This is a genomic window from Pseudomonas sp. P1_C12, from assembly GCF_056406435.1.
Genome location: NZ_JBFUAE010000004.1, coordinates 216,090 through 235,460, shown reverse-complemented (window position 1 = coordinate 235,460; position 19,371 = coordinate 216,090). Strand labels below are relative to the sequence as shown.

The 19,371-nt window shown below is 63.3% G+C and carries 17 protein-coding genes; 15 read left to right on the top strand and 2 right to left on the bottom strand.

Going from position 1 to position 19,371, the window contains the following annotated elements; all coding sequences use genetic code 11:
• The first annotated feature begins 14 nt into the window (after positions 1 to 14).
• The 11 genes from AC1D19_RS08335 (at position 15) to madM (ending at position 14,008) form a co-directional block, all read left to right on the top strand.
• Positions 15 to 6,050: an Hpt domain-containing protein gene (locus tag AC1D19_RS08335; protein ID WP_477763143.1), complete on the top strand. Its 6,036-nt coding sequence runs from the start codon at positions 15 to 17 to the stop codon at positions 6,048 to 6,050.
• Positions 6,043 to 6,504, top strand: a complete 462-nt coding sequence (locus tag AC1D19_RS08330; protein WP_477759746.1) for a chemotaxis protein CheW — start codon at positions 6,043 to 6,045, stop codon at positions 6,502 to 6,504. The genes AC1D19_RS08335 and AC1D19_RS08330 overlap by 8 nt, the downstream gene beginning before the upstream one ends.
• 233 nt (positions 6,505 to 6,737) lie before the next feature.
• On the top strand, positions 6,738 to 8,408 hold the full coding sequence (gene mdcA / locus AC1D19_RS08325) for a malonate decarboxylase subunit alpha (protein WP_007987781.1): 1,671 nt from the start codon (positions 6,738 to 6,740) through the stop codon (positions 8,406 to 8,408).
• Entirely contained in the window at positions 8,408 to 9,298 is an 891-nt protein-coding gene (locus tag AC1D19_RS08320) for a triphosphoribosyl-dephospho-CoA synthase (protein WP_477762927.1), read from the top strand. The genes mdcA and AC1D19_RS08320 overlap by 1 nt, the downstream gene beginning before the upstream one ends.
• The gene (locus AC1D19_RS08315) at positions 9,298 to 9,597 is read left to right on the top strand and encodes a malonate decarboxylase subunit delta (RefSeq protein ID WP_477762926.1); all 300 of its coding nucleotides are present in this window, start codon (positions 9,298 to 9,300) and stop codon (positions 9,595 to 9,597) included. Before AC1D19_RS08320 ends, AC1D19_RS08315 begins: the two co-directional genes overlap by 1 nt.
• On the top strand, positions 9,590 to 10,441 hold the full coding sequence (locus tag AC1D19_RS08310; RefSeq protein ID WP_477762925.1) for a biotin-independent malonate decarboxylase subunit beta: 852 nt from the start codon (positions 9,590 to 9,592) through the stop codon (positions 10,439 to 10,441). Before AC1D19_RS08315 ends, AC1D19_RS08310 begins: the two co-directional genes overlap by 8 nt.
• Positions 10,438 to 11,241, top strand: a complete 804-nt coding sequence (gene mdcE / locus AC1D19_RS08305) for a biotin-independent malonate decarboxylase subunit gamma (protein WP_477762924.1) — start codon at positions 10,438 to 10,440, stop codon at positions 11,239 to 11,241. Before AC1D19_RS08310 ends, mdcE begins: the two co-directional genes overlap by 4 nt.
• Positions 11,235 to 11,855 carry a malonate decarboxylase holo-ACP synthase gene (locus AC1D19_RS08300; RefSeq protein ID WP_477762923.1) on the top strand — a complete coding sequence of 207 codons (621 nt, stop codon included), beginning with the start codon at positions 11,235 to 11,237 and terminating at the stop codon, positions 11,853 to 11,855. Before mdcE ends, AC1D19_RS08300 begins: the two co-directional genes overlap by 7 nt.
• Entirely contained in the window at positions 11,852 to 12,763 is a 912-nt protein-coding gene (mdcH, locus tag AC1D19_RS08295) for a malonate decarboxylase subunit epsilon (RefSeq protein WP_477762922.1), read from the top strand. Before AC1D19_RS08300 ends, mdcH begins: the two co-directional genes overlap by 4 nt.
• A 62-nt stretch (positions 12,764 to 12,825) precedes the next feature.
• A complete protein-coding gene (madL, locus tag AC1D19_RS08290) occupies positions 12,826 to 13,242 on the top strand; it encodes a malonate transporter subunit MadL (protein WP_477752483.1) in 417 nt (138 codons plus the stop codon).
• A gap of 1 nt (position 13,243) precedes the next feature.
• On the top strand, positions 13,244 to 14,008 hold the full coding sequence (gene madM / locus AC1D19_RS08285) for a malonate transporter subunit MadM (RefSeq protein WP_103396750.1): 765 nt from the start codon (positions 13,244 to 13,246) through the stop codon (positions 14,006 to 14,008).
• Positions 14,009 to 14,116: 108 nt separating this feature from the next.
• Here madM and AC1D19_RS08280 read toward each other — a convergent pair whose 3' ends face one another.
• Positions 14,117 to 15,031 carry a LysR family transcriptional regulator gene (locus AC1D19_RS08280; RefSeq protein ID WP_057712939.1) on the bottom strand — a complete coding sequence of 305 codons (915 nt, stop codon included), beginning with the start codon at positions 15,029 to 15,031 and terminating at the stop codon, positions 14,117 to 14,119.
• A 131-nt stretch (positions 15,032 to 15,162) separates the two neighbouring features.
• Between AC1D19_RS08280 and trhA the strand changes: the two genes are divergently transcribed.
• On the top strand, positions 15,163 to 15,780 hold the full coding sequence (gene trhA, locus AC1D19_RS08275; RefSeq protein ID WP_477762921.1) for a PAQR family membrane homeostasis protein TrhA: 618 nt from the start codon (positions 15,163 to 15,165) through the stop codon (positions 15,778 to 15,780).
• Here trhA and AC1D19_RS08270 read toward each other — a convergent pair.
• Entirely contained in the window at positions 15,777 to 16,694 is a 918-nt protein-coding gene (locus tag AC1D19_RS08270; RefSeq protein ID WP_108217029.1) for a LysR family transcriptional regulator, read from the bottom strand. The two genes, trhA and AC1D19_RS08270, sit on opposite strands and share 4 nt — an antisense overlap.
• Before the next feature lie 109 nt (positions 16,695 to 16,803).
• Between AC1D19_RS08270 and AC1D19_RS08265 the strand changes: the two genes are divergently transcribed.
• Genes AC1D19_RS08265 through AC1D19_RS08255 form a run of 3 tightly spaced genes read left to right on the top strand, consistent with a single transcriptional unit; the run spans position 16,804 to position 19,355 of the window.
• A complete protein-coding gene (locus AC1D19_RS08265; RefSeq protein ID WP_477762920.1) occupies positions 16,804 to 18,045 on the top strand; it encodes a D-amino acid dehydrogenase in 1,242 nt (413 codons plus the stop codon).
• A 27-nt stretch (positions 18,046 to 18,072) separates the two neighbouring features.
• Entirely contained in the window at positions 18,073 to 18,423 is a 351-nt protein-coding gene (locus AC1D19_RS08260; RefSeq protein WP_477762919.1) for a RidA family protein, read from the top strand.
• Positions 18,424 to 18,452: 29 nt separating this feature from the next.
• Positions 18,453 to 19,355: a transporter substrate-binding domain-containing protein gene (locus AC1D19_RS08255; protein WP_477762918.1), complete on the top strand. Its 903-nt coding sequence runs from the start codon at positions 18,453 to 18,455 to the stop codon at positions 19,353 to 19,355.
• The last annotated feature ends 16 nt before the right edge of the window (positions 19,356 to 19,371 follow it).

Genomic DNA, 19,371 nt, shown 5'->3' with positions numbered 1-19,371 from the left:
TGACTGAAGTGGTTATGGGTGATCGGCACGACTATGTGGCCCTCGAATGGGTCAAGGGCGAGATTGCCGAAACGCTGAAACAGGCTCATCACGCGATCGAAAACCTGCTCGATGACCCGCAGGCGACGCAAGCGCTGGATGCAAGCCTTTCGTGCATCCATCAGGTCCACGGCAGTTTGCAGATGGTCGAGTTCTACGGCGCGGCGTTGCTCGCCGAAGAAATGGAGCAACTGGCCATGGCCTTGCAGGGCAGCCGTCTCAGTCATCGCGACGAGGCGTTGCACCTGTTGATGCAGGCCCTGGGACAGCTGCCGATCTACCTCGACCGGGTGCAAGGCGCGCGCCGCGACTTGCCACTGGTGGTGTTGCCCCTGATCAATGACCTGCGCAGCGCCCGTGGCGAAAGCCTGTTGTCGGAAACCAGTCTGTTCAGCCCGCAATTGCCCGAGTTGCCAGCGCTGGACGCAGAAACGCTGGCACAGCTGGAGCCGGCCGAATTGCCCAATGTGCTGCGCAAACTGCGGCAGATGCTGCAAATGGCGCTGGTCGGTTTCCTGCGTGAACAGGACCACGACACCACCCTCGATTACCTGGCCAAGGTCTTCACTCACCTCGAAGCACTGTGCGCCAATGCACCCCTGAGCCCGTTATGGCAGGTGGCATCGGCGCTGGTCGAGGGCATGCAGGGCGGTGCGATCGCCAACAGCCCGGCCTTGCGCAGCCTGTTCAAGGATGCCGACATGGAGCTCAAGCGCCTGCTCGACGACGGCATGCACGGCATCAACCAACCGGCCCCGCCTGAGCTGCTCAAGAGTTTGCTGTTCTACATTGCCAAGGCCGAACATCCCACCGGGCAGATGCTGACCATGAAAGAACGCTACTCACTGGACGACGCGCTGCCCGACAGCGCGATGGTCGATGAAGAACGCGCGCGGCTGGCCGGTCCCGACCGTGACGCCATGCGCTCGGTGCTGGCAGCGCTGTGCGAAGAGTTGGTGCGGGTCAAGGAGCGTCTGGATCTGTTCGTGCGCAGTGACCGCCAGCACACCGCTGACCTCGACAGCCTGCTGGCGCCGCTGCGGCAAATCGCCGACACCCTGGCGGTCCTGGGCTTCGGCCAGCCGCGCAAGGTGATCATCGATCAATTGGCGGTGGTGCTCAGCCTCGCCCAAGGCCAGCGCGAACCCAACGATGCCATCCTCATGGACGTTGCCGGGGCCTTGTTGTACGTCGAAGCGACGCTGGCCGGCATGGTCGGTACCGTGGAGCCGGAGAGCCCGGATGACAACCGCCTGCCGACCACCGACCTGACGCAGATCCATCAGATCGTGATCAAGGAGGCCCGCATCTGTTTGCTGCAGGCCAAGGACATGATCGTCGACTACATCGACGCCGATTGGGACCGCCAGCATTTGCAGGCGCTGCCGGCCTTGCTGACCCAGGTGCGCGGCGCGCTGGCGATGATCCCGCTGGGCCGGGCGGCGAGCCTGGTCGAAACCTGCAATCACTTTATCCGCGAGCACCTGTTGCTCGAACCGGGTCAACCGGGCTGGCAGGAACTGGACAGCCTGGCCGACGTGATCACCAGCATCGAGTACTACCTCGAGCGCCTCAGCGATGATCCGCAAGCGCAGGGTGAAAACCTGCTCGATGTCGCGGAAAAAAGCCTGGCCAGCCTCGGGTTTTTCCCCAGTGAGCAGCATGTGCCCGTGCTTGATGATGTGCTCAACCCGAGCGAAGCGCAGGTCATGCAGATGATGCAGGAGCTGGATGATCCGCAGATCGTCCAGACCCTGGCCGACGTGCTTGCCAGCCCGGTTTCGAGCCTGAACCCACCCGCCCTGAACACTCCGGGCAGCCTGCTGCCGCCGCCAGCAGGCGAAGAGCCGGTGGACGAGGAACTGCGTGAGGTGTTCCTCGAAGAAGCCGACGAAGTCCTGGAGATCCTGCGCGAGTACTTGCCGCGCTGTTCGGTCAACCCTGACGACCGCTCGGCCCTGAGTGAGCTGCGCCGTGCCTTCCATACCCTCAAGGGCAGTGGCCGCATGGTGCGCGCTCTGGTGCTGGGCGAGCTGGCCTGGGCCGTGGAAAACCTGCTCAATCGCGTACTGGAAGGCAGCGTGGAACCGGGCGCTACGGTGCAGCAACTGATCGGCGATGTGCTGCAGCTGCTTCCGGAACTAGTGGCTGAATACGCCGCCAATGCCCAGTGCCAGCGCAGCGATGTCGATCAATTGGCTGCCCGCGCCCATGCCCTGGCCAAGGGCGAAGAGCCGGTGTCCGATGAGGATACGCAGGATGTCGCGGCCCTCGACCCGCTGTTGCTGGAGATCTTCCGCAAAGAGGCCGAAACCCACTTGGGCAGCCTCAATCGCTTCCTTGATCAGGCCGCCGAACATGTGCCGTTGCCGGCCAGCGACGAATTGCAGCGCGCCTTGCACACCCTCAAGGGCAGTGCCTCCATGGCCGGTGTGTTGCCGATTGCCGAACTGGCCGCACCGCTGGATCAACTGGCGCGGGAATACAAGGCGCACCTGATCGCGCTGGATCTGAATGAAGTCCAATTGCTGCTGGAAGCAGAAGGACTGTTCCGCCTCGGCTTGCGCCAGCTCAAGACTGATCCGCTGGCGGAAATTCCCGGCGCCCGGGGTTTGACCGAGCGAGCCAGGGCGCTGCTGGCCGAGCGTCTGGAAAACCTCCTGAACACACCGAACACCGGGCTGCGGATCAAGCGCGACCCGCAACTGATCAACAACTTCCTCGCCCAGGGCATGGACATCCTGCTGGACGCCGAAAGCCTGTTGCAGCGTTGGCAGCAACATCCCGGCGAACGTCAGGAACTCAGCGCACTGCTGGACGAATTGACCACCCTCGGTGAAGGCGCCCATCTGGCCGACCTGCACCCGGTGGATGAACTGTGCGAAGCGTTGCTAGATCTGTACGGTGCCGTGGAAGAGAGCAGCCTGGCGGTCAGCGAGCGGTTTTTCCATGAAGCACAGGCTGCCCACGAAGCGCTGATCAACATGCTCGACGAACTGGCCGCCGGCCAGGAAGTCAGCCCGCAGCCGCAACGGATCAGGGCCTTGCGCGAACTGCTCGACGAGAGCCTCGACCCGTCGGCCATGGGCCTGATCCGCAGCGATGGCAGCCGGAGCCTGAGCATCCGCGAATTGGGCAGCGCCACTGCCGAACTCGAGCACACCGCACGCCCCCCTGTAGGAGCTGGCTTGCCAGCGAAGGACTCACCGACACTGCGTTTACCCAGTGAAAACGCGTCATCGTTAACGTCCATCGCTGCGATGCGGCGACCCGACAAGCCAGCTCCTACAGAGGAGCGTGTTGTCGGTGTAGACGATGAAATCATTGCGATCTTCCTTGAAGAAGCGGTGGATATCCTCGAAAGCGCCGGTCAGGCCTTGCAGCGTTGGTTGCGCGACCCGGACAACGCCGCGCCGCTGGTGTCCCTGCAACGGGATTTGCATACCCTCAAGGGCGGCGCACGCATGGCCGAGGTCGGGCCGATCGGCGATCTGGCCCATGAGCTGGAAAGCCTTTACCAGGGCCTGGTGGACCGTCGTTATGCCTTCAGCGATTCACTGGCGGTGCTGCTACAACAGAGCCATGAGCGACTGGCGTTGTACCTCGAACAGTTGCAGCTCAACCAGCCACTGGGCGATTCCCGTGAGCTGATCGAAGCCATTCGTGCCTACCGTCAAGGGCATGCGGGTATCGCCGAGGCGGCCCGGCAGGAGACCGGCAACGACTCGGCTGCGCACGATCCGGAATTGCTGGAGATCTTCCTCGAGGAAGGTTTCGACATCATCGAAAGCTCCGGGGCGGCGCTGGAGCGCTGGCAGGCCCAGCCTTCGAGTCGTCAGGAAGTGGAAACCCTACTGCGCGACCTGCACACCCTCAAGGGTGGTGCACGCATGGTGGAAATCGCCGCGATTGGCGATCTGGCCCATGAACTGGAGTTCCTCTACGAAGGCCTGTCCACCGGCGTGCTGCAACCGACGGAGCCGTTGTTCGCGCTGTTGCAGCGCAGCCATGACCGCCTGGCGCAGATGCTCGATGCGGCCCGCGCCGGTGAGCCGATGCCGCCGGCCGACCGTTTGATCGATGCGATCAAGAACTTCAGCCACCCGGCCGTGCCTGAAGCGCCTGTGCCGGTTGCGCCGCCGGCCACGCCCAAGGCCGAGCCGCTGGCGCCACCGTCCGATGTTGGCGCAGACATGGTCAAGGTCTCGGCGGAGCTGCTCGACGACCTGGTCAACCTGGCCGGTGAAACCTCGATCTTCCGTGGCCGGATTGAACAGCAGGTCAACGATGCGCACATCGCCCTGAATGAGATGGAGACTACCATCGAGCGGATGCGCGACCAGTTGCGCCGCCTCGACACCGAAACCCAGGGGCGAATCCTCAGCCGCCAGCAAGTCGACGCCGAACGCCTGGGCTACGAGGAATTCGACCCGCTGGAAATGGATCGCCACTCACAGTTGCAGCAACTGTCCCGGGCGCTGTTCGAATCGGCCTCTGACCTGCTCGACCTCAAGGAAACCCTCGAGCGACGCAATCACGACACGGAAAACCTGCTGCAACAGCAGGGCCGCATCAACACCGAACTGCAGGAAGGCCTGATGCGCACGCGCATGGTGCCGTTCGAACGCATGCTCCCGCGTTTGCAGCGCATCGTCCGGCAGGTGTCCAGCGAACTGGGCAAGGACGTGGATTTCATCGTCGACAACGCCGAAGGCGAGATGGATCGCAACGTTCTCGAACGCATGGCCGCGCCGCTGGAGCACATGCTGCGCAACGCCGTCGACCACGGCCTGGAGTCCGTCGAAGCACGGCTGGCGGCGGGAAAACCGGCCAAGGGCAAGATCACCCTCGATCTGCTGCGCGAAGGGGGCGACATCATTTTCGACATCCGCGACGACGGCGCCGGTGTGCCGCTGGATGCGGTGCGGCGCAAGGCGATCAAGCGCGGCCTGCTCGGCCCGGACAGTGTCATCAGTGATCACGACGTGTTGCAGTTCATCCTGCAACCGGGGTTTTCCACCGCCGAAAAAATCACCCAGATTTCCGGTCGCGGTGTTGGCATGGACGTGGTGCACGAAGAGGTGCGGCAACTGGGCGGCACCATGAGCATCGACTCGGTGCCGGGGCAGGGCGTGCATTTCCGCATTCGCCTGCCGTTCACCGTATCGGTCAATCGGGCGCTGATGGTGCAGTGCGGTGAGGACCAATACGCGATCCCGCTCAATACCATCGACGGCATCGTGCGTGTCCTGCCCAATGAACTCGAAGGGTATTTCCGTTTCGATTCGCCAACCTACGAATACGCCGGGCAACGTTACGAGCTGTGCTATCTGGGTGAGCTGCTGAAAACCAGCCCGCGCCCGAAACTGTTGGGTCAGAGCCTGCCGTTTCCGGTGCTGCTGGTGCAGTGCAACGAACGGCACATCGCGGTGCTGGTGGACGCCATGGCCGGCACTCGCGAAATCGTGGTCAAGAGCCTGGGGCCGCAGTTTGCGGCGGTGCAAGGGGTGTCCGGGGCGACGATTCTCGGGGACGGCCGGGTGGTGCTGATTCTGGATTTGCTGGCGCCGATCCGCGCCATGCAGGCCCGTGTACCCCTGCATCCGGCAGGACAAGAGGTCGAGGCCGAACCGCAGCGCCCGCTGCTGGTGATGGTGGTCGACGACTCGGTCACCGTGCGCAAGGTCACCAGCCGCTTGCTCGAACGCCACGGCATGAACGTGCTGACCGCCAAGGATGGAGTCGATGCCATGCTGCTGCTGGAAGAACACGTGCCCGACCTCATGCTGCTGGACATCGAGATGCCGCGCATGGATGGCTTCGAAGTCGCGACCCAGGTGCGCAATGACGAACGTCTGCGACACCTGCCGATCATCATGATCACCTCCCGCACCGGACAGAAACACCGTGACCGCGCCATGGCCATCGGCGTCAACGACTACCTTGGCAAGCCGTACCAGGAATCGGTGCTGCTCGAAAGCATCGCCTTGTGGAGCAAGACCCATGCTTGAGCACCGCACCAGCAACCTCACCGGCCTGCTGCTGCCATTGGCCGACCGCAACCTGATCCTGCCCAACGTCGCCGTTGCCGAGCTGATCGACTACCAGCAGCCGGGGACCTTCGACCTGGACACACCGCCGTGGTACCTGGGCCTGGTGATGTGGCGCGACCGGCAGATTCCTCTGTTGAGTTTCGAGTCGGCATGTGCGCAGAAAACCGTCATCGGCGAACGTGCGCGGATCGTGATCCTCAACGCCCTCGGCGGGCGCCCCGAGCTGAAGTTCATCGCACTATTGGTGCAGGGTATTCCGCGCTCCTGCAAGCTCGACAGCCAGTTGAGTTATGTGGATGTGCCGTTGTGTGCGCTGGAGCAGGCGGCGGTGCAGGTGGGCGAGCAGGTGGCCAAGGTGCCGGATCTGTTGGCGCTGGAGGCGTTGTTGGTGGATGCCGGGTTAATCAACTGATCCTGATTCAGCGGTGATCTGACCGACCTCTTCGTCGGATCGCCGCCCGGAGCAAGCCCGCTCCTACAAGGTTTTGTGTGCACCGCAGAGCCACTGTAGGAGCGGGCTTGCCCGCGAAGGCGTCAGTCCAGACAACCATTACCCTGAGCGTAACGATCCACCGCTCTGCTTGATTGATACCCCCACCCAACACTCCTAAGGTGACCCCACGACAGCGAACCCGTGGAGTGGTCATGACAACAACAATATCCCCCGACTCGCGATGGACGCGGCGGCGCAGCGAAAAGCAGCGGCGCCTCGAGCTGGTGCGAGGCCTGGCCGACGGTGTGGTGTTACCCACCGATAACATCGTCGCGGCGCTTGAAGCGCTGATCCTGCCTGGCGACCGCGTGGTGCTCGAAGGCAACAACCAGAAGCAGGCGGATTTCCTTTCCCGTTCCCTGGCCAAGGCCGACCCCGCGAAGCTGCATGACCTGCACATGATCATGCCCAGCGTCGGGCGCGCCGAACACCTGGACCTGTTCGAACGCGGCATCGCCCGTAAGCTCGACTTCTCTTTCGCCGGCACCCAAAGCCTGCGCATCAGCCAGTTGCTCGAAGACGGCTTGCTGGAAATCGGCGCGATCCACACCTACATCGAACTCTACGCGCGGCTGGTAGTGGACCTGATTCCCAACGTCGTGCTGTCGGCCGGGTTCATGGCCGACCGCGCCGGCAACATCTACACCGGGCCGAGCACCGAAGACACCCCGGCGCTGATCGAACCGGCGGCCTTCAGCGACGGCATCGTCATCGTTCAGGTCAACCAGTTGGTGGACGACGTCAGCGACCTGCCGCGGGTCGACATCCCGGCATCCTGGGTCGACTTCGTGGTGGTGGCCGACAAGCCGTTCTACATCGAGCCGCTGTTCACCCGCGACCCTCGGCACATCAAGCCCGTGCACGTGCTGATGGCGATGATGGCGATCCGCGGCATCTACGAAAAACACAACGTTCAGTCGCTCAACCATGGCATCGGTTTCAATACCGCTGCCATCGAACTGATCCTGCCGACCTACGGCGAGTCCCTCGGCCTCAAAGGCAAGATCTGCCGCAACTGGACCCTCAACCCGCACCCGACCCTGATTCCCGCCATCGAAAGTGGGTGGGTCGAAAGCGTGCATTGCTTCGGCACCGAACTAGGGATGGAGAACTACATTGCGGCACGGCCGGATGTGTTCTTTACCGGGCGCGACGGCTCCCTGCGTTCCAATCGGATGTTCAGCCAACTGGCCGGGCAATACGCCGTGGACCTGTTCATCGGCGCCACGCTACAAGTCGATGGCGACGGTCATTCTTCCACCGTGACGCGCGGACGCCTGGCCGGTTTCGGCGGGGCACCGAACATGGGCCACGACCCGCGCGGTCGTCGCCACGGCACTCCGGCCTGGCTCGACATGCGCAACACCGATGTGGCCGAGCCGATGCTCGAACGTGGCAAAAAGCTCGTGGTGCAGATGGTCGAAACCTTCCAGGAGGGCGGCAAACCGACTTTCGTTGAAACCCTCGATGCGGTCGATGTGGCGAAGAAAAGCGGCATGCCATTGGCGCCGATCATGGTCTACGGCGACGACGTGACCCACCTGTTGACCGAAGAAGGCATCGCCTACCTGTACAAGGCGCGCTCGCTGGAAGAACGCCAGGCGATGATCGCCGCCGTCGCCGGGGTGACCGCCATCGGCCTGCGCCACAACCCCAAAGACACCGCGCGCATGCGCCGCGAAGGCCTGATCGCCTTGCCCGAAGACCTCGGCATCCGCCGCACCGACGCCACTCGCGAATTGCTCGCGGCGAAAAGCGTGGCCGATCTGGTGGAATGGTCCGGTGGCCTCTACAACCCGCCCGCCAAGTTCAGGAGCTGGTAATGCACGCACTTAACCTGCAACCAAAAAACCTGAGCCTGGCCGAACGGCTGGCGGACCTGGCGGTGGACGCGCTGATCGACGAGGCTGATTTGTCGCCGAAACCGGCACTGGTCGACCGTCGCGGCAATGGCGCCCACACCGATTTGCACTTGGGGTTGATGCACGCGTCGGCGTTGTCCTTGTGGCCGGCCTTTAAAGAAATGGCGGAAGCCGCCATCGAGTTCGGCGAGGTCGGATTGCCCCTGCGCGAAGCCGTGGGCCGCATCGGTCGCGAAGGCGAGCAAGTGATGCTCGACACCACCGGCGGCGTGAACACCCATCGCGGGGCGATCTGGGCCTTGGGCCTGTTGGTCACGGCCGTGGCGCTGGAACCTCAATCTTGCAGCGCCAATAGTGTGGCGTTACGGGCTGCGCGGTTGGCTTTGCTCGACGACCGTTTTGCACCACGTCCGCTCAGTCACGGTGCGCAAGTCGCCCAACGCTACGGCGCTCGCGGTGCCCGTGAAGAAGCGCAACTGGGGTTTCCGGCGGTGACCCAACGTGCTCTGCCACAACTTCTGCGCAGCCGCGCCGCCGGTCATGGCGAACAGAGCGCCCGGCTCGATGCGCTGCTGGCGATCATGACGAATCTGGCCGATACCTGTGTGCTTTACCGCGCGGGCGAAGAGGGGCTGAACACCATGCAGCGGGGCGCCCGGGCGGTGCTCGACGCGGGTGGCAGTGCCAGCCTCGCCGGACGTCGCCGCCTGCATGAGCTGGACCAACAACTCATCGCGTTGAATGCCTCGCCCGGCGGTGCTGCCGACTTGCTTGCAGCCTGCCTGTTCATCGACCGTATCGAGTCGGACGACGGCCTCATCCTCTGCCATTCAAGAAGGGAAGCGTTTTGATGGAAACTTTATCCTTTGAATTCCCCGCCGGGCAGCCACCACGCGGCCGCACACTGGTGGGTTGTGTCGGCTCGGGCGATCTGGAAGTGCTGATCGAGCCGGGTCTGGCCGGCAAGCTGACGATCAACGTGCAGACCTCGGTCAATGGCAGCGAACAACGCTGGCAGCATCTGTTCGCACGGATGTTCGACGGCCAGACGCCGCCGGCGATGGCCATCGACATCCACGATTTCGGTGCGACACCCGGCGTGGTGCGCCTGCGTCTGGAACAGGGCTTCGAGGAGATCGGCCATGACTGACAGCGCATCCCTGCTCAACAAGCACAGCTTCGTCGAACTCGGTGCCCGGCAACGGGCCAAGGCCCTGCTCGACGCCGGCACCTTCCGCGAACTGCTCGACCCCTTTCAACGGATCATGTCGCCGTGGCTGTCGCGCCAGGGCGTGGTGCCGCAAGCCGACGACGGCGTGGTGATCGCCAAGGGCAATCTCGATGATTTGCCGGTGGTGATTGCGGCCATTGAAGGCGCATTCCAGGGTGGCAGCCTGGGTGAAGTTGGCGGAGCAAAAATTGCCGGTGCACTGGAACTGGCCGCTGAGGACAATCGCAACGGCATCCCGACCCGCGCCTTGCTGCTGCTGGAAACCGGCGGCGTACGCTTGCAGGAAGCCAACCTCGGCCTGGCGGCGATTGCCGACATCCACGCGGCGATTGTCGACTTGCAGCAATACCAGCCCGTGGTCGGTGTGGTGGCGGGCAGCGTCGGCTGCTTTGGCGGCATGTCGATTGCCGCCGGGTTGTGCAGTTATCTGTTGGTGACCCAGGAAGCGCGACTCGGCCTGAACGGCCCGCAGGTGATCGAGCAGGAAGCCGGACTCGAAGAATACGATTCCCGCGACCGCCCCTTTATCTGGAGCCTGACCGGTGGTGAGCAGCGTTTCGCCAGTGGTCTGGTGGATCGTTACGTCGATGACGATGTGGCGCAGATTCGCCAACAGGTGGCTGAGTTGCTCCAGCAGGGTTTGCCTGCACAGCCGCGCAGCCAGCAGGCCGAGTTGTTCCTGCAACGCCTGGCGCGTCTGGATGCCGAACCGCAAATCGAGCCTTCTGTGGTTCGCGATCTGTACCAAGGAGAACACCCATGAGTTCGTATTCCCTGCGAGGCTTGAACTGGTTCAACGCCTTGAGTGCCGGGGCGAAAGCGGTCGAAGGTTTGCCGGCTTCGCTGAAGGTCGCGGACGGTTCGCTGGGCGATCAGCCTGTGCGCTTCATCGCGGTGGTGGCCGACCCGGAAAACCGCTTCGTCCGTGCGCGCAACGGCGAGGTGGGGTTGCTCGAAGGCTGGGGCCTGGCGAAGGCGGTAGATGAGGTGATTGCCGCCGATGCTGACAAAACGCAGAAGCGCGCAGTGATCGCCATCGTCGACGTGCCGAGCCAGGCTTACGGTCGACGCGAGGAAGCCCTTGGCATTCATCAGGCGCTGGCCGCTGCGGCGGGCAGTTATGCCCGTGCCCGTCTGGCCGGTCATGCGGTGATCGGTTTGCTGGTGGGCAAGGCAATGTCCGGGGCATTTCTGGCCCACGGCTATCAGGCCAACCGCTTGATAGCCCTGCGCGATCCGGGGGTGATGGTGCACGCCATGGGCAAGGCGTCGGCGGCACGGGTGACCTTGCGCAGCGTCGAAGAACTCGAAGCCCTGGCCGCCAGCGTGCCGCCGATGGCCTATGACATCGACAGCTATGCCAGCCTCGGGCTGCTGTGGGAAACCTTGTCGGTGGAACTGATCGAGCAGCCGACTTCGGCGGATCTGGCGCGGGTGATCGAGTGCCTGGGTCAGGCGATAGGTGATGTCGCCGAGAAGGGCGCTGATCTCAGCGGTCGCCTCGGTGCGGCCAACCGTGCGGCGTCGAGCAAGGTTCGCCAATTGCTGAGAGCGCAGTGGTGAATGCGCTTCTGGCTCACGACCTGCTGTGGGGCATGACTTCGCAGCAGTTGCCTGCGGGTACGCCTGCGTGGGTGATCGAGTCGATCAGTGCCGGTCAGCCGGTGGTGGTCCGTCGCGCCTTGAGCGCGTCGGGGCGGGTGGCGGTGGGCGTGCGCGGGCCGTTGCGCGAACAGCGATTTGCGGCGGTGATGGAAGTCGCTGCCATCACGCGGCGGGTGCGGCCGGAAGAGCTGTGCCATGTTCAAGGCCCGCGCGATTTCCCGGCGCTGCGCGCCTTGGCGCAACTGCGCTCGCACCTCGATGACAGTGGCTGGGTCTGGGGTGTCAGCGGTAGCGCCGGGTTCGAGTTGGCCAGTGGATTTTCCGCTTTGCATGAGGGCAGCGATCTCGATCTGATCCTGCGTACGCCGCGCCCGTTGAGTCGTGTCGACGCCCAGGCGTTGGTGGCCATTCTCGATACAGCTGTGTGCCGCGTGGACCTGCAATTGCAGACACCGTCGGGCGCCGTTGCCCTGCGCGAATGGGCCGGTGCTTCGTCGCGGGTCCTGCTGAAACGTGCCACTCAGGCCACTCTGATCACTGACCCGTGGAATCCACAGGAGCAAGCAGCGTGAGCAGCTTGCTGGTGTTCCCCGGCCAGGGCGCACAGCAGCCCGGCATGCTGGCGCGTTTGCCTCGGGAAACAATGAACGAGGCGAGCGACCTGCTTGGTGAGGATGTGATGCAACTGGATTCTGCCGAGGCGTTGCAGTCGACAAGGGCGGTTCAGCTTTGCCTGCTGATCGCCGGTGTCGCCGCTTCACGTCAGCTGGCCATGGCTCCGGACTACGTGGCCGGCTTGTCGATCGGCGCTTACCCGGCAGCAGTGGTGGCTGGCGCCCTGGCTTTCAGCGATGCGTTGCATCTGGTCAGCCTGCGCGGCGAACTGATGCAGCAGGCTTATCCACAGGGCTACGGCATGACCGCGATCATCGGTCTGGACCTGGCCACGGTGGAAGGATTGCTGGCCCGGGTGCACAGCGCGCAAATGCCGGTTTATCTGGCCAATGTCAACGCCGATAACCAAGTGGTGATTGCCGGCAGCGACGCGGCGATGAAAGCAGTGGCCGAGTTGGCGAAAGGTTGCGGCGCTGGCTTGGCCAAGCGTCTGGCAGTGAGCGTGCCGTCCCATTGCCCATTGCTTGAGGCCCCTGCGCAACGACTGGCCGAAGCCTTCGCCAAAGTGCTGCTGCAATCTCCGAAGATCGGTTACCTGAGCGGCAGTCGTGCGCGTCCGCTGATCAAGCCTGAAGCCTTGCGTGACGACCTGGCCTTCAACATGTGCCGCATCGTCGACTGGCGCGGCACGGTACAAAGCGCCTACGAGCGCGGCGTACGTCTACAGATTGAACTGCCGCCCGGTGCGGTGCTGACCGGGCTGGCGCGCCGGGTGTTCGAGCAGGGCACCGTGATTGCCTTCGACGGTGCACGGCTCGATACCTTGCAGGCGCTGATGCGAGAGGAGGGCAGTCGCCACTCCTAAAACCAACTCAGGCTTCGAACAACAAAAACAACATTCGACGATGCACTTTGAGGACTACAACAATGATTATTTACGGTGTGGCGCTGTTGGCGATCTGTACGCTGGCAGGGGTGATCATGGGTGACATGCTCGGTGTGTTGCTGGGAGTGAAGTCAAACGTCGGCGGTGTCGGGATCGCGATGATCCTGCTGATCTGCGCACGGTTGTGGATGCACAAGCGTGGCGGCATGACCAAGGATTGCGAGCTGGGCGTCGGCTTCTGGGGCGCGATGTACATCCCGGTGGTGGTGGCGATGGCGGCGCAACAAAATGTGGTCACGGCGCTGCATGGTGGTCCGGTGGCGGTGTTGGCGGCGATCGGTTCGGTGGTGATCTGCGGCTGCACCATTGCCCTGATCAGCCGGACCCACAAAGGCGAACCCTTGCCCGATGAACCGGCGGATGTAACGCCGGTTGGCGCACCGGCAGGAGGTCGCTGATATGTGGGATCTCATCAAGAACGGTCTGGAGCACAACGGTCTGGTCACCGCATTCGCCTTTGTCGGCGTGATCATGTGGGTGTCAGTGGTGATCTCCAAACGCCTGACCTTCGGGCGCATCCACGGTTCGGCGATTGCCATCGTCATCGGCCTGGTACTGGCCTGGGTCGGTGGCACGATGACCGGGGGGCAAAAAGGCCTGGCGGATTTGACGCTGTTTTCCGGCATCGGGCTGATGGGCGGCGCCATGCTGCGGGACTTCGCCATCGTCGCCACGGCGTTCGAGGTGCAGGCCACGGAAGCGAAAAAGGCCGGCTTGATCGGCGTGATCGCGCTGTTGTTGGGCACAGTGCTGCCGTTTATTGTCGGTGCGTGCATGGCCTGGGCCTTCGGTTACCGCGATGCGGTGAGCATGACCACCATTGGCGCCGGTGCGGTGACTTACATCGTCGGGCCAGTGACCGGCGCGGCTATTGGCGCCAGTTCCGATGTGGTGGCGCTGTCGATTGCTACGGGTCTGATCAAGGCGATTCTGGTGATGGTGGGTACCCCGATGGCGGCGCGCTGGATGGGCCTGGATAACCCGCGCTCGGCGATGGTGTTCGGTGGGCTGGCCGGCACCGTGAGCGGCGTGACCGCCGGATTGGCGGCGACGGATCGGCGCCTGGTGCCTTATGGCGCGTTGACCGCGACGTTCCACACCGGGCTTGGCTGTCTGCTGGGGCCTTCGCTGTTGTTCTTCATTGTTCGCGGGATTGTTGGCTAGTCCTGGATCTGCGGTGCCTGTTCTGACGTCTTCGCCGGCAAGCCGGCTCCTACAGGGACAGCGCGTTCCTGTAGGAGCTGGCTTGCCAGCGAAGGGCGCAACTCGGTTTCAGGCCTGCCGATTGGCATACATCCGACACTCCGCCAGCAACGCCAGCAGATTCGGATCACGCTCCTTGGCCTTCAGGAACACCACGCCAATGTGCTGCTGCAAGCGGTACTTTTCCTGCAGCGGGATCAGCTTCACCCGGTTCTCGTACACCGCCGCAATCCGCCCCGGCAGCAACGCATAACCCACGCCCGAGCTGACCATGCTCAGCAGAGTGAAGATGTCGTTGACCTGCATCGCCACCTTCGGCTCGAACCCTGCCTGCTCGAATACCCGCTTGCCGTCCTGGTGGGTGGCGAAGCCCTGGGTCAGGGTGATGAAGGTTTCGTCGCGGACCTCGGCCAGGTCGACTTCAGTTCGCTGGGCAAACTTCGAGTCAGCGGGCGTGGCGAGGAAGATGTCGTCGGAAAACAGCGGGATCTGCTCGCAATCCGGATCGTTGACACTGTCGTCCAGCGACACCAGGGCCGCATCGACTTCCATGTTCTTGAGCTTGTAAAGCAGGTCGATATTGGAGCCCAGAATCAGGTCGATGTTGAGCTCGCTACGGCGGATCTTCAAACCCATGATCAGCTGCGGCACGGTCTTCACCGTGAGTGAATACAGCGAGCCAAGTTTGAAACGTTCGGCGGAGAACCCGGCGGCTTCGCGGGTCAAGCGCACACTTTCGACGACGTCCTGAATCAGCTTCTGTGCCCGCTCTTCCAGCACATAAGCGCTTTCCAGCGGCGTCAGGCTGCGGCCTTCGTGCTTGAACAAGGGGCAGCGCAGGGCGCTTTCCAGGGAATGGATCGCCCGATGCACGCTGACATTGCTGGTCTGCAATTCGGCCGCGGCCCGCGCCAGGTTGCCGGTGCGCATGAAGGCCAGGAACACCTCGAGTTTTTTCAGGGTCAACTCTTCATCGATCAGCATGGGGCGGACTCTTTTTGGAATGCCTCGATTGTGCCCAATTACGCCGGGCCCGTCGTACAGAAACATTGCGCTTTTACGCTTGAGGCCTGAGCCTTGCGCGGTTCGGTAATGAAATTCGAGGTGAGCAATACATGTATCACGGGGAAAGACTGAACGCCTGGACGCATTTGGTCGGGGCAGTGGCCGCGTTTGTCGGCGGGGTGTGGCTGATTGTGCTGGCCAGTCTCGACGGCAGCCCGTGGAAGATCGTCAGCATGGCGATCTACGCCTTTACCTTGCTGGTGCTCTACAGCGCATCGACCGTGTACCACAGCGTGCGCGGGCGCAAGAAAGCGATCATGCAGAAGGTCGATCACTTTTCGATCTATCTGTTGATCGCCGGCAGCTACACGCCGTTCTGCCTGGTGACCCTGCGCGGGCCGTGGGGCTGGACCTTGTTCGGGATTGTCTGGGGGTTGGCGCTGATCGGCATCCTGCAGGAGATCAAGCCGCGTTCGGAAGCGCGCATTCTGTCGATCGTGATTTATGCGGTGATGGGCTGGATCGTGCTGGTGGCGGTCAAGCCGCTGCTCGCGGCGCTGGGCGGCGTCGGGTTTGCGTGGCTGGCATCGGGCGGGGTGCTGTACACCGTCGGGATTATCTTTTTTGCCCTCGATCATCGCCTGCGCCATGCCCACGGGATCTGGCATCTGTTCGTGATCGCCGGGAGCTTGCTGCACTTTGTGGCGATCTTGTTTTATGTGCTTTAAGGCTGTACCGGAACCAGGCGATCCAGCTGCTCCCGGGCTCGACGGCTGAACACCTGCAACAGGTCGTTCAAGGTGTGGGGCGGTGGTTCGGCGGCGCGGGTCACTGCGTACAGGGTGATGGGTAGCGGCGGTGCCAGAGGGCGGATCGTTGTGCTGGCGCAAGAGGCGCCAAGGGCGGTGAACGGATCGATCACCGCCAGGCCCGCGCCGGATTCCACCATCGCCCGTGCCAGTGAGTAGGTTTGCACGGCGATGCGTACCCGCGGCGGCGGTTCGACCGCTTCCAGGTAACTGTCGAGCCGCGCGGCCAGCGGATCAGCGCTGGATAAACCGATCAGCGGCGCATCCGCCAGCGCCATCAGCGGCAACGGTTTACCCGCCTCTTCCTGAGGCCAGTAACCACTCGGCGCCAGCGCCACCAGCACGCCGGACGCCAGCGCCTGGGCCTTGAGCCCCGGGTGATCCGGGCGTTGCAGGGTCAGGGCGACATCCACTTCGCGCATCAACAGGTTCTGCACCAGTTCGCGACTGTGGGCGCTGGAGAGTTCGCAAACGATGTCCGGGTAACGCCCGGTCCATTCGTGAATGGCCGGCGGCAGCAATGACAGGGCCAGCGCCGGGGTGGCACCGATGCGCAGGCTGTGGCCAGGCTCGCGGCGCAGGCTCTGCGCCAGGCGTCGCACGCCTTGCAGGCTTTCGCTGACCTTGTCCACTTCGCGCTCCAGCTCCAGTGCTTCCGGCGTCGCCTGCAACTTGCCGCGTACCCGCAGGAACAACGGGAAGCCCAATTGCTGCTCGGCGTGCTGCAACACCTTGCTCACTGCCGGTTGCGAGACGTGCAGCAATTGCGCGGCAGCGCTGATCGATCCGGTCTGGCGGATGGCCTGGAAAATCTCGATATGGCGAAGGCGCATGGCAAGTCCATAACCTTTGTTTATGGGATTGCTATCTTTATGCATTGTTCAACGTCTGTCACCTGGCTCTAACCTTGGCCTCGTCTTCACAACGGTTTTAAGGACGGACATGGCTCAGCGTGTGTGCATCATCGGTGGCGGCGTGATTGGCCTGGCAACGGCCTATGCGCTGGTGCGCGACGGCTTCGAGGTGACGGTGGTCGAGGCACGGGACTCGCTGGGCAGCGAAACCAGCTTCGCCAACGGCGGCCAGTTGTCCTATCGCTATGTCGCGCCCCTGGCCGACGCCGGTGTGCCTTGGCAAGCCATCGGCTGGATGCTGCGCGGCGATTCACCGCTGAAGCTGCGCCCGCGCTTCGACCCGGCCCAGTGGCGCTGGATGGCGGCGTTCCTCGGCGCCTGCCGCCGCTCGGTCAACCGCGAGAACGCCGCGCACTTGCTGCGTCTGGCGCTGTTCAGCCAGGACACCTTGAGGTCCTGGCGCGAGGACGATGGACTGGCGGGATTCCAGTGGCGGCGCAATGGCAAACTGGTGACTTTCCGTCAGAACAGCAGCTTCGAGCATGCGCGCCAGTCTCTGGCCGACCCGCAGCAACAGCAGGTGTTGTCGCCGGCCGAATGCGCGCAGCTGGAACCGGCGCTGACCGATGCGCCCTTTGTCGGGGCAATCTACACCCCGGACGAAGAGGTCGGCGATTGCCACGGTTTCTGCCAGCAACTGGCCGCACGACTGAAGGCGTCCGGCCGTTGCGAATTTCTCCTCGGGCAAGCGGTGACCGGCATTCGCCACAGCAACGGCAGCGTCAACGCCATCGAACTGGGCGAACACGTGCTGCCGGTCGAGCAACTGGTGATCGCCGCCGGTCACCGCAGCCCACTATTGGCGCTGCCCGGGCTGCAACTGCCGCTTTATCCGCTCAAGGGCTACAGCCTGACCTTGCCGATCGGCGCCGGTCACCGGGCACCGGACGTGAGCATTACCGACTACGACCGCAAGATCGTCTACGCCCGCATCGGCGAGCAATTGCGGGTGGCGGCGATGGTCGACATCGTCGGCTTCGATCCTGCGCTGGACCCCAAGCGCCTGGCGCTGATCAAGCGTCAGGCCCATGACACCTTTCCAAATGCCGGCGCCTATGACGAAGCCGTCGAGTGGGCCGGCATGCGCCCGGCCACCCCCAGCGGCGTGCCGTTGCTGGGCGCGACGGCGTATCGCAACCTGTGGCTCAACCTCGGCCACGGCGCGCTGGGCTTCACCCTGGCATGCGGCAGCGGGCGCTTGCTCAGCGAGCTGATCGGCGAGCGCGAGCCTTCCATCGACCTGCATGGTTTCAACCACCGGGCCGCCTGAACACCGATCTCTGAAGAGGACACTGCAATGACCATTACCCGACTGCACAGCAACCCGCGCCTGTCTGGCGCCGTGACCTTTGGCGACCTGGTGTTTCTCTCCGGGCAGGTGCCGGGCGATGCCCTGGATGTCAGCGGCCAGACCCGCGAAGTGCTGGCGAAAATCGATACCTTGCTGGCCGAGGCGGGCAGCGACAAGGATCATCTGCTCAGCGCGACCATTTACCTGAAGAACATCACCGAGGATTTCGCCGCGATGAACGAGGTCTGGTCGGCCTGGCTATCGCCGGGGCAGGCACCGAGCCGCACCACCGTGCAGGCCGAACTGGCCCGTCCGCAGGTGCTGGTGGAAATCACCGTCATCGCTGCACGCGTCTGATAAACCAGCACCCACAACGGAGAATAACAATGCAAAAAATCACGTTGCTCGCTTGTACGCTTGGCCTGTTGCTCGGCAGTCAGGTTCAGGCCAATGAAGCGCCGCTGACCGGCACCCTGAGCAAGATCGCCAGCGCCAACAGCATCACCCTGGGCTATCGCGATGCTTCGGTGCCGTTCTCCTACGTGGGTGATCATAGCGGCAAGCCGATGGGTTACTCGGTGGATCTGGCGGGCAAGATCGTCGAGCGCATCCAGCAGCAACTGGCGCTGCCAGACTTGAAGGTGAACTACAACCTGGTGACCTCGCAGACCCGCATTCCACTGGTGCAGAACGGCACCGTGGACCTGGAGTGCGGCTCCACCGGCGTAACCGCCGAACGGCAGAAGCAGGTGGCGTTCTCCTACGGTTTCATCTACGTCAAAGGCCAGTTGCTGACGGCCAGTGACAGTGGGATCAAGAGCTTCGCCGACCTGCGCGGCAAGAACGTGGTGACTACCGCCGGCACCACCAACGAGCGCTTCCTGAAAAGCTACAACGTCGATCACAAGATCGACATGTTCGTGATCAGCGCCAAGGACCACGGCGAAGCCTTCCAGATGCTGCAATCAGGCCGGGCGGTGGCGTTCTACATGGACGACGCGCTGCTCTACGGCGAGCGTGCCAAGGCCAATGACCCGCACAAGTGGGTGGTAGTCGGGGAGGAACAATCGCGGGAGATCTACAGCTGCATGGTGCGCAAGGACGACCCGCAGTTCCTGGCGCTGGTCAACGGTGCGTTGGCGGATCTGTACAGCTCGGGCGAGATCAATGGCATCTACAAACGCTGGTTCGAGCAGCCGATCCCGCCGAAGGGCTTGAACCTCGAGTTCCCGATGACCAGCGAACTCAAGGCGATCATTGCCAAACCGGTGAGTGATCCGGTGCAGTAAAATGCAAAAGATCGCA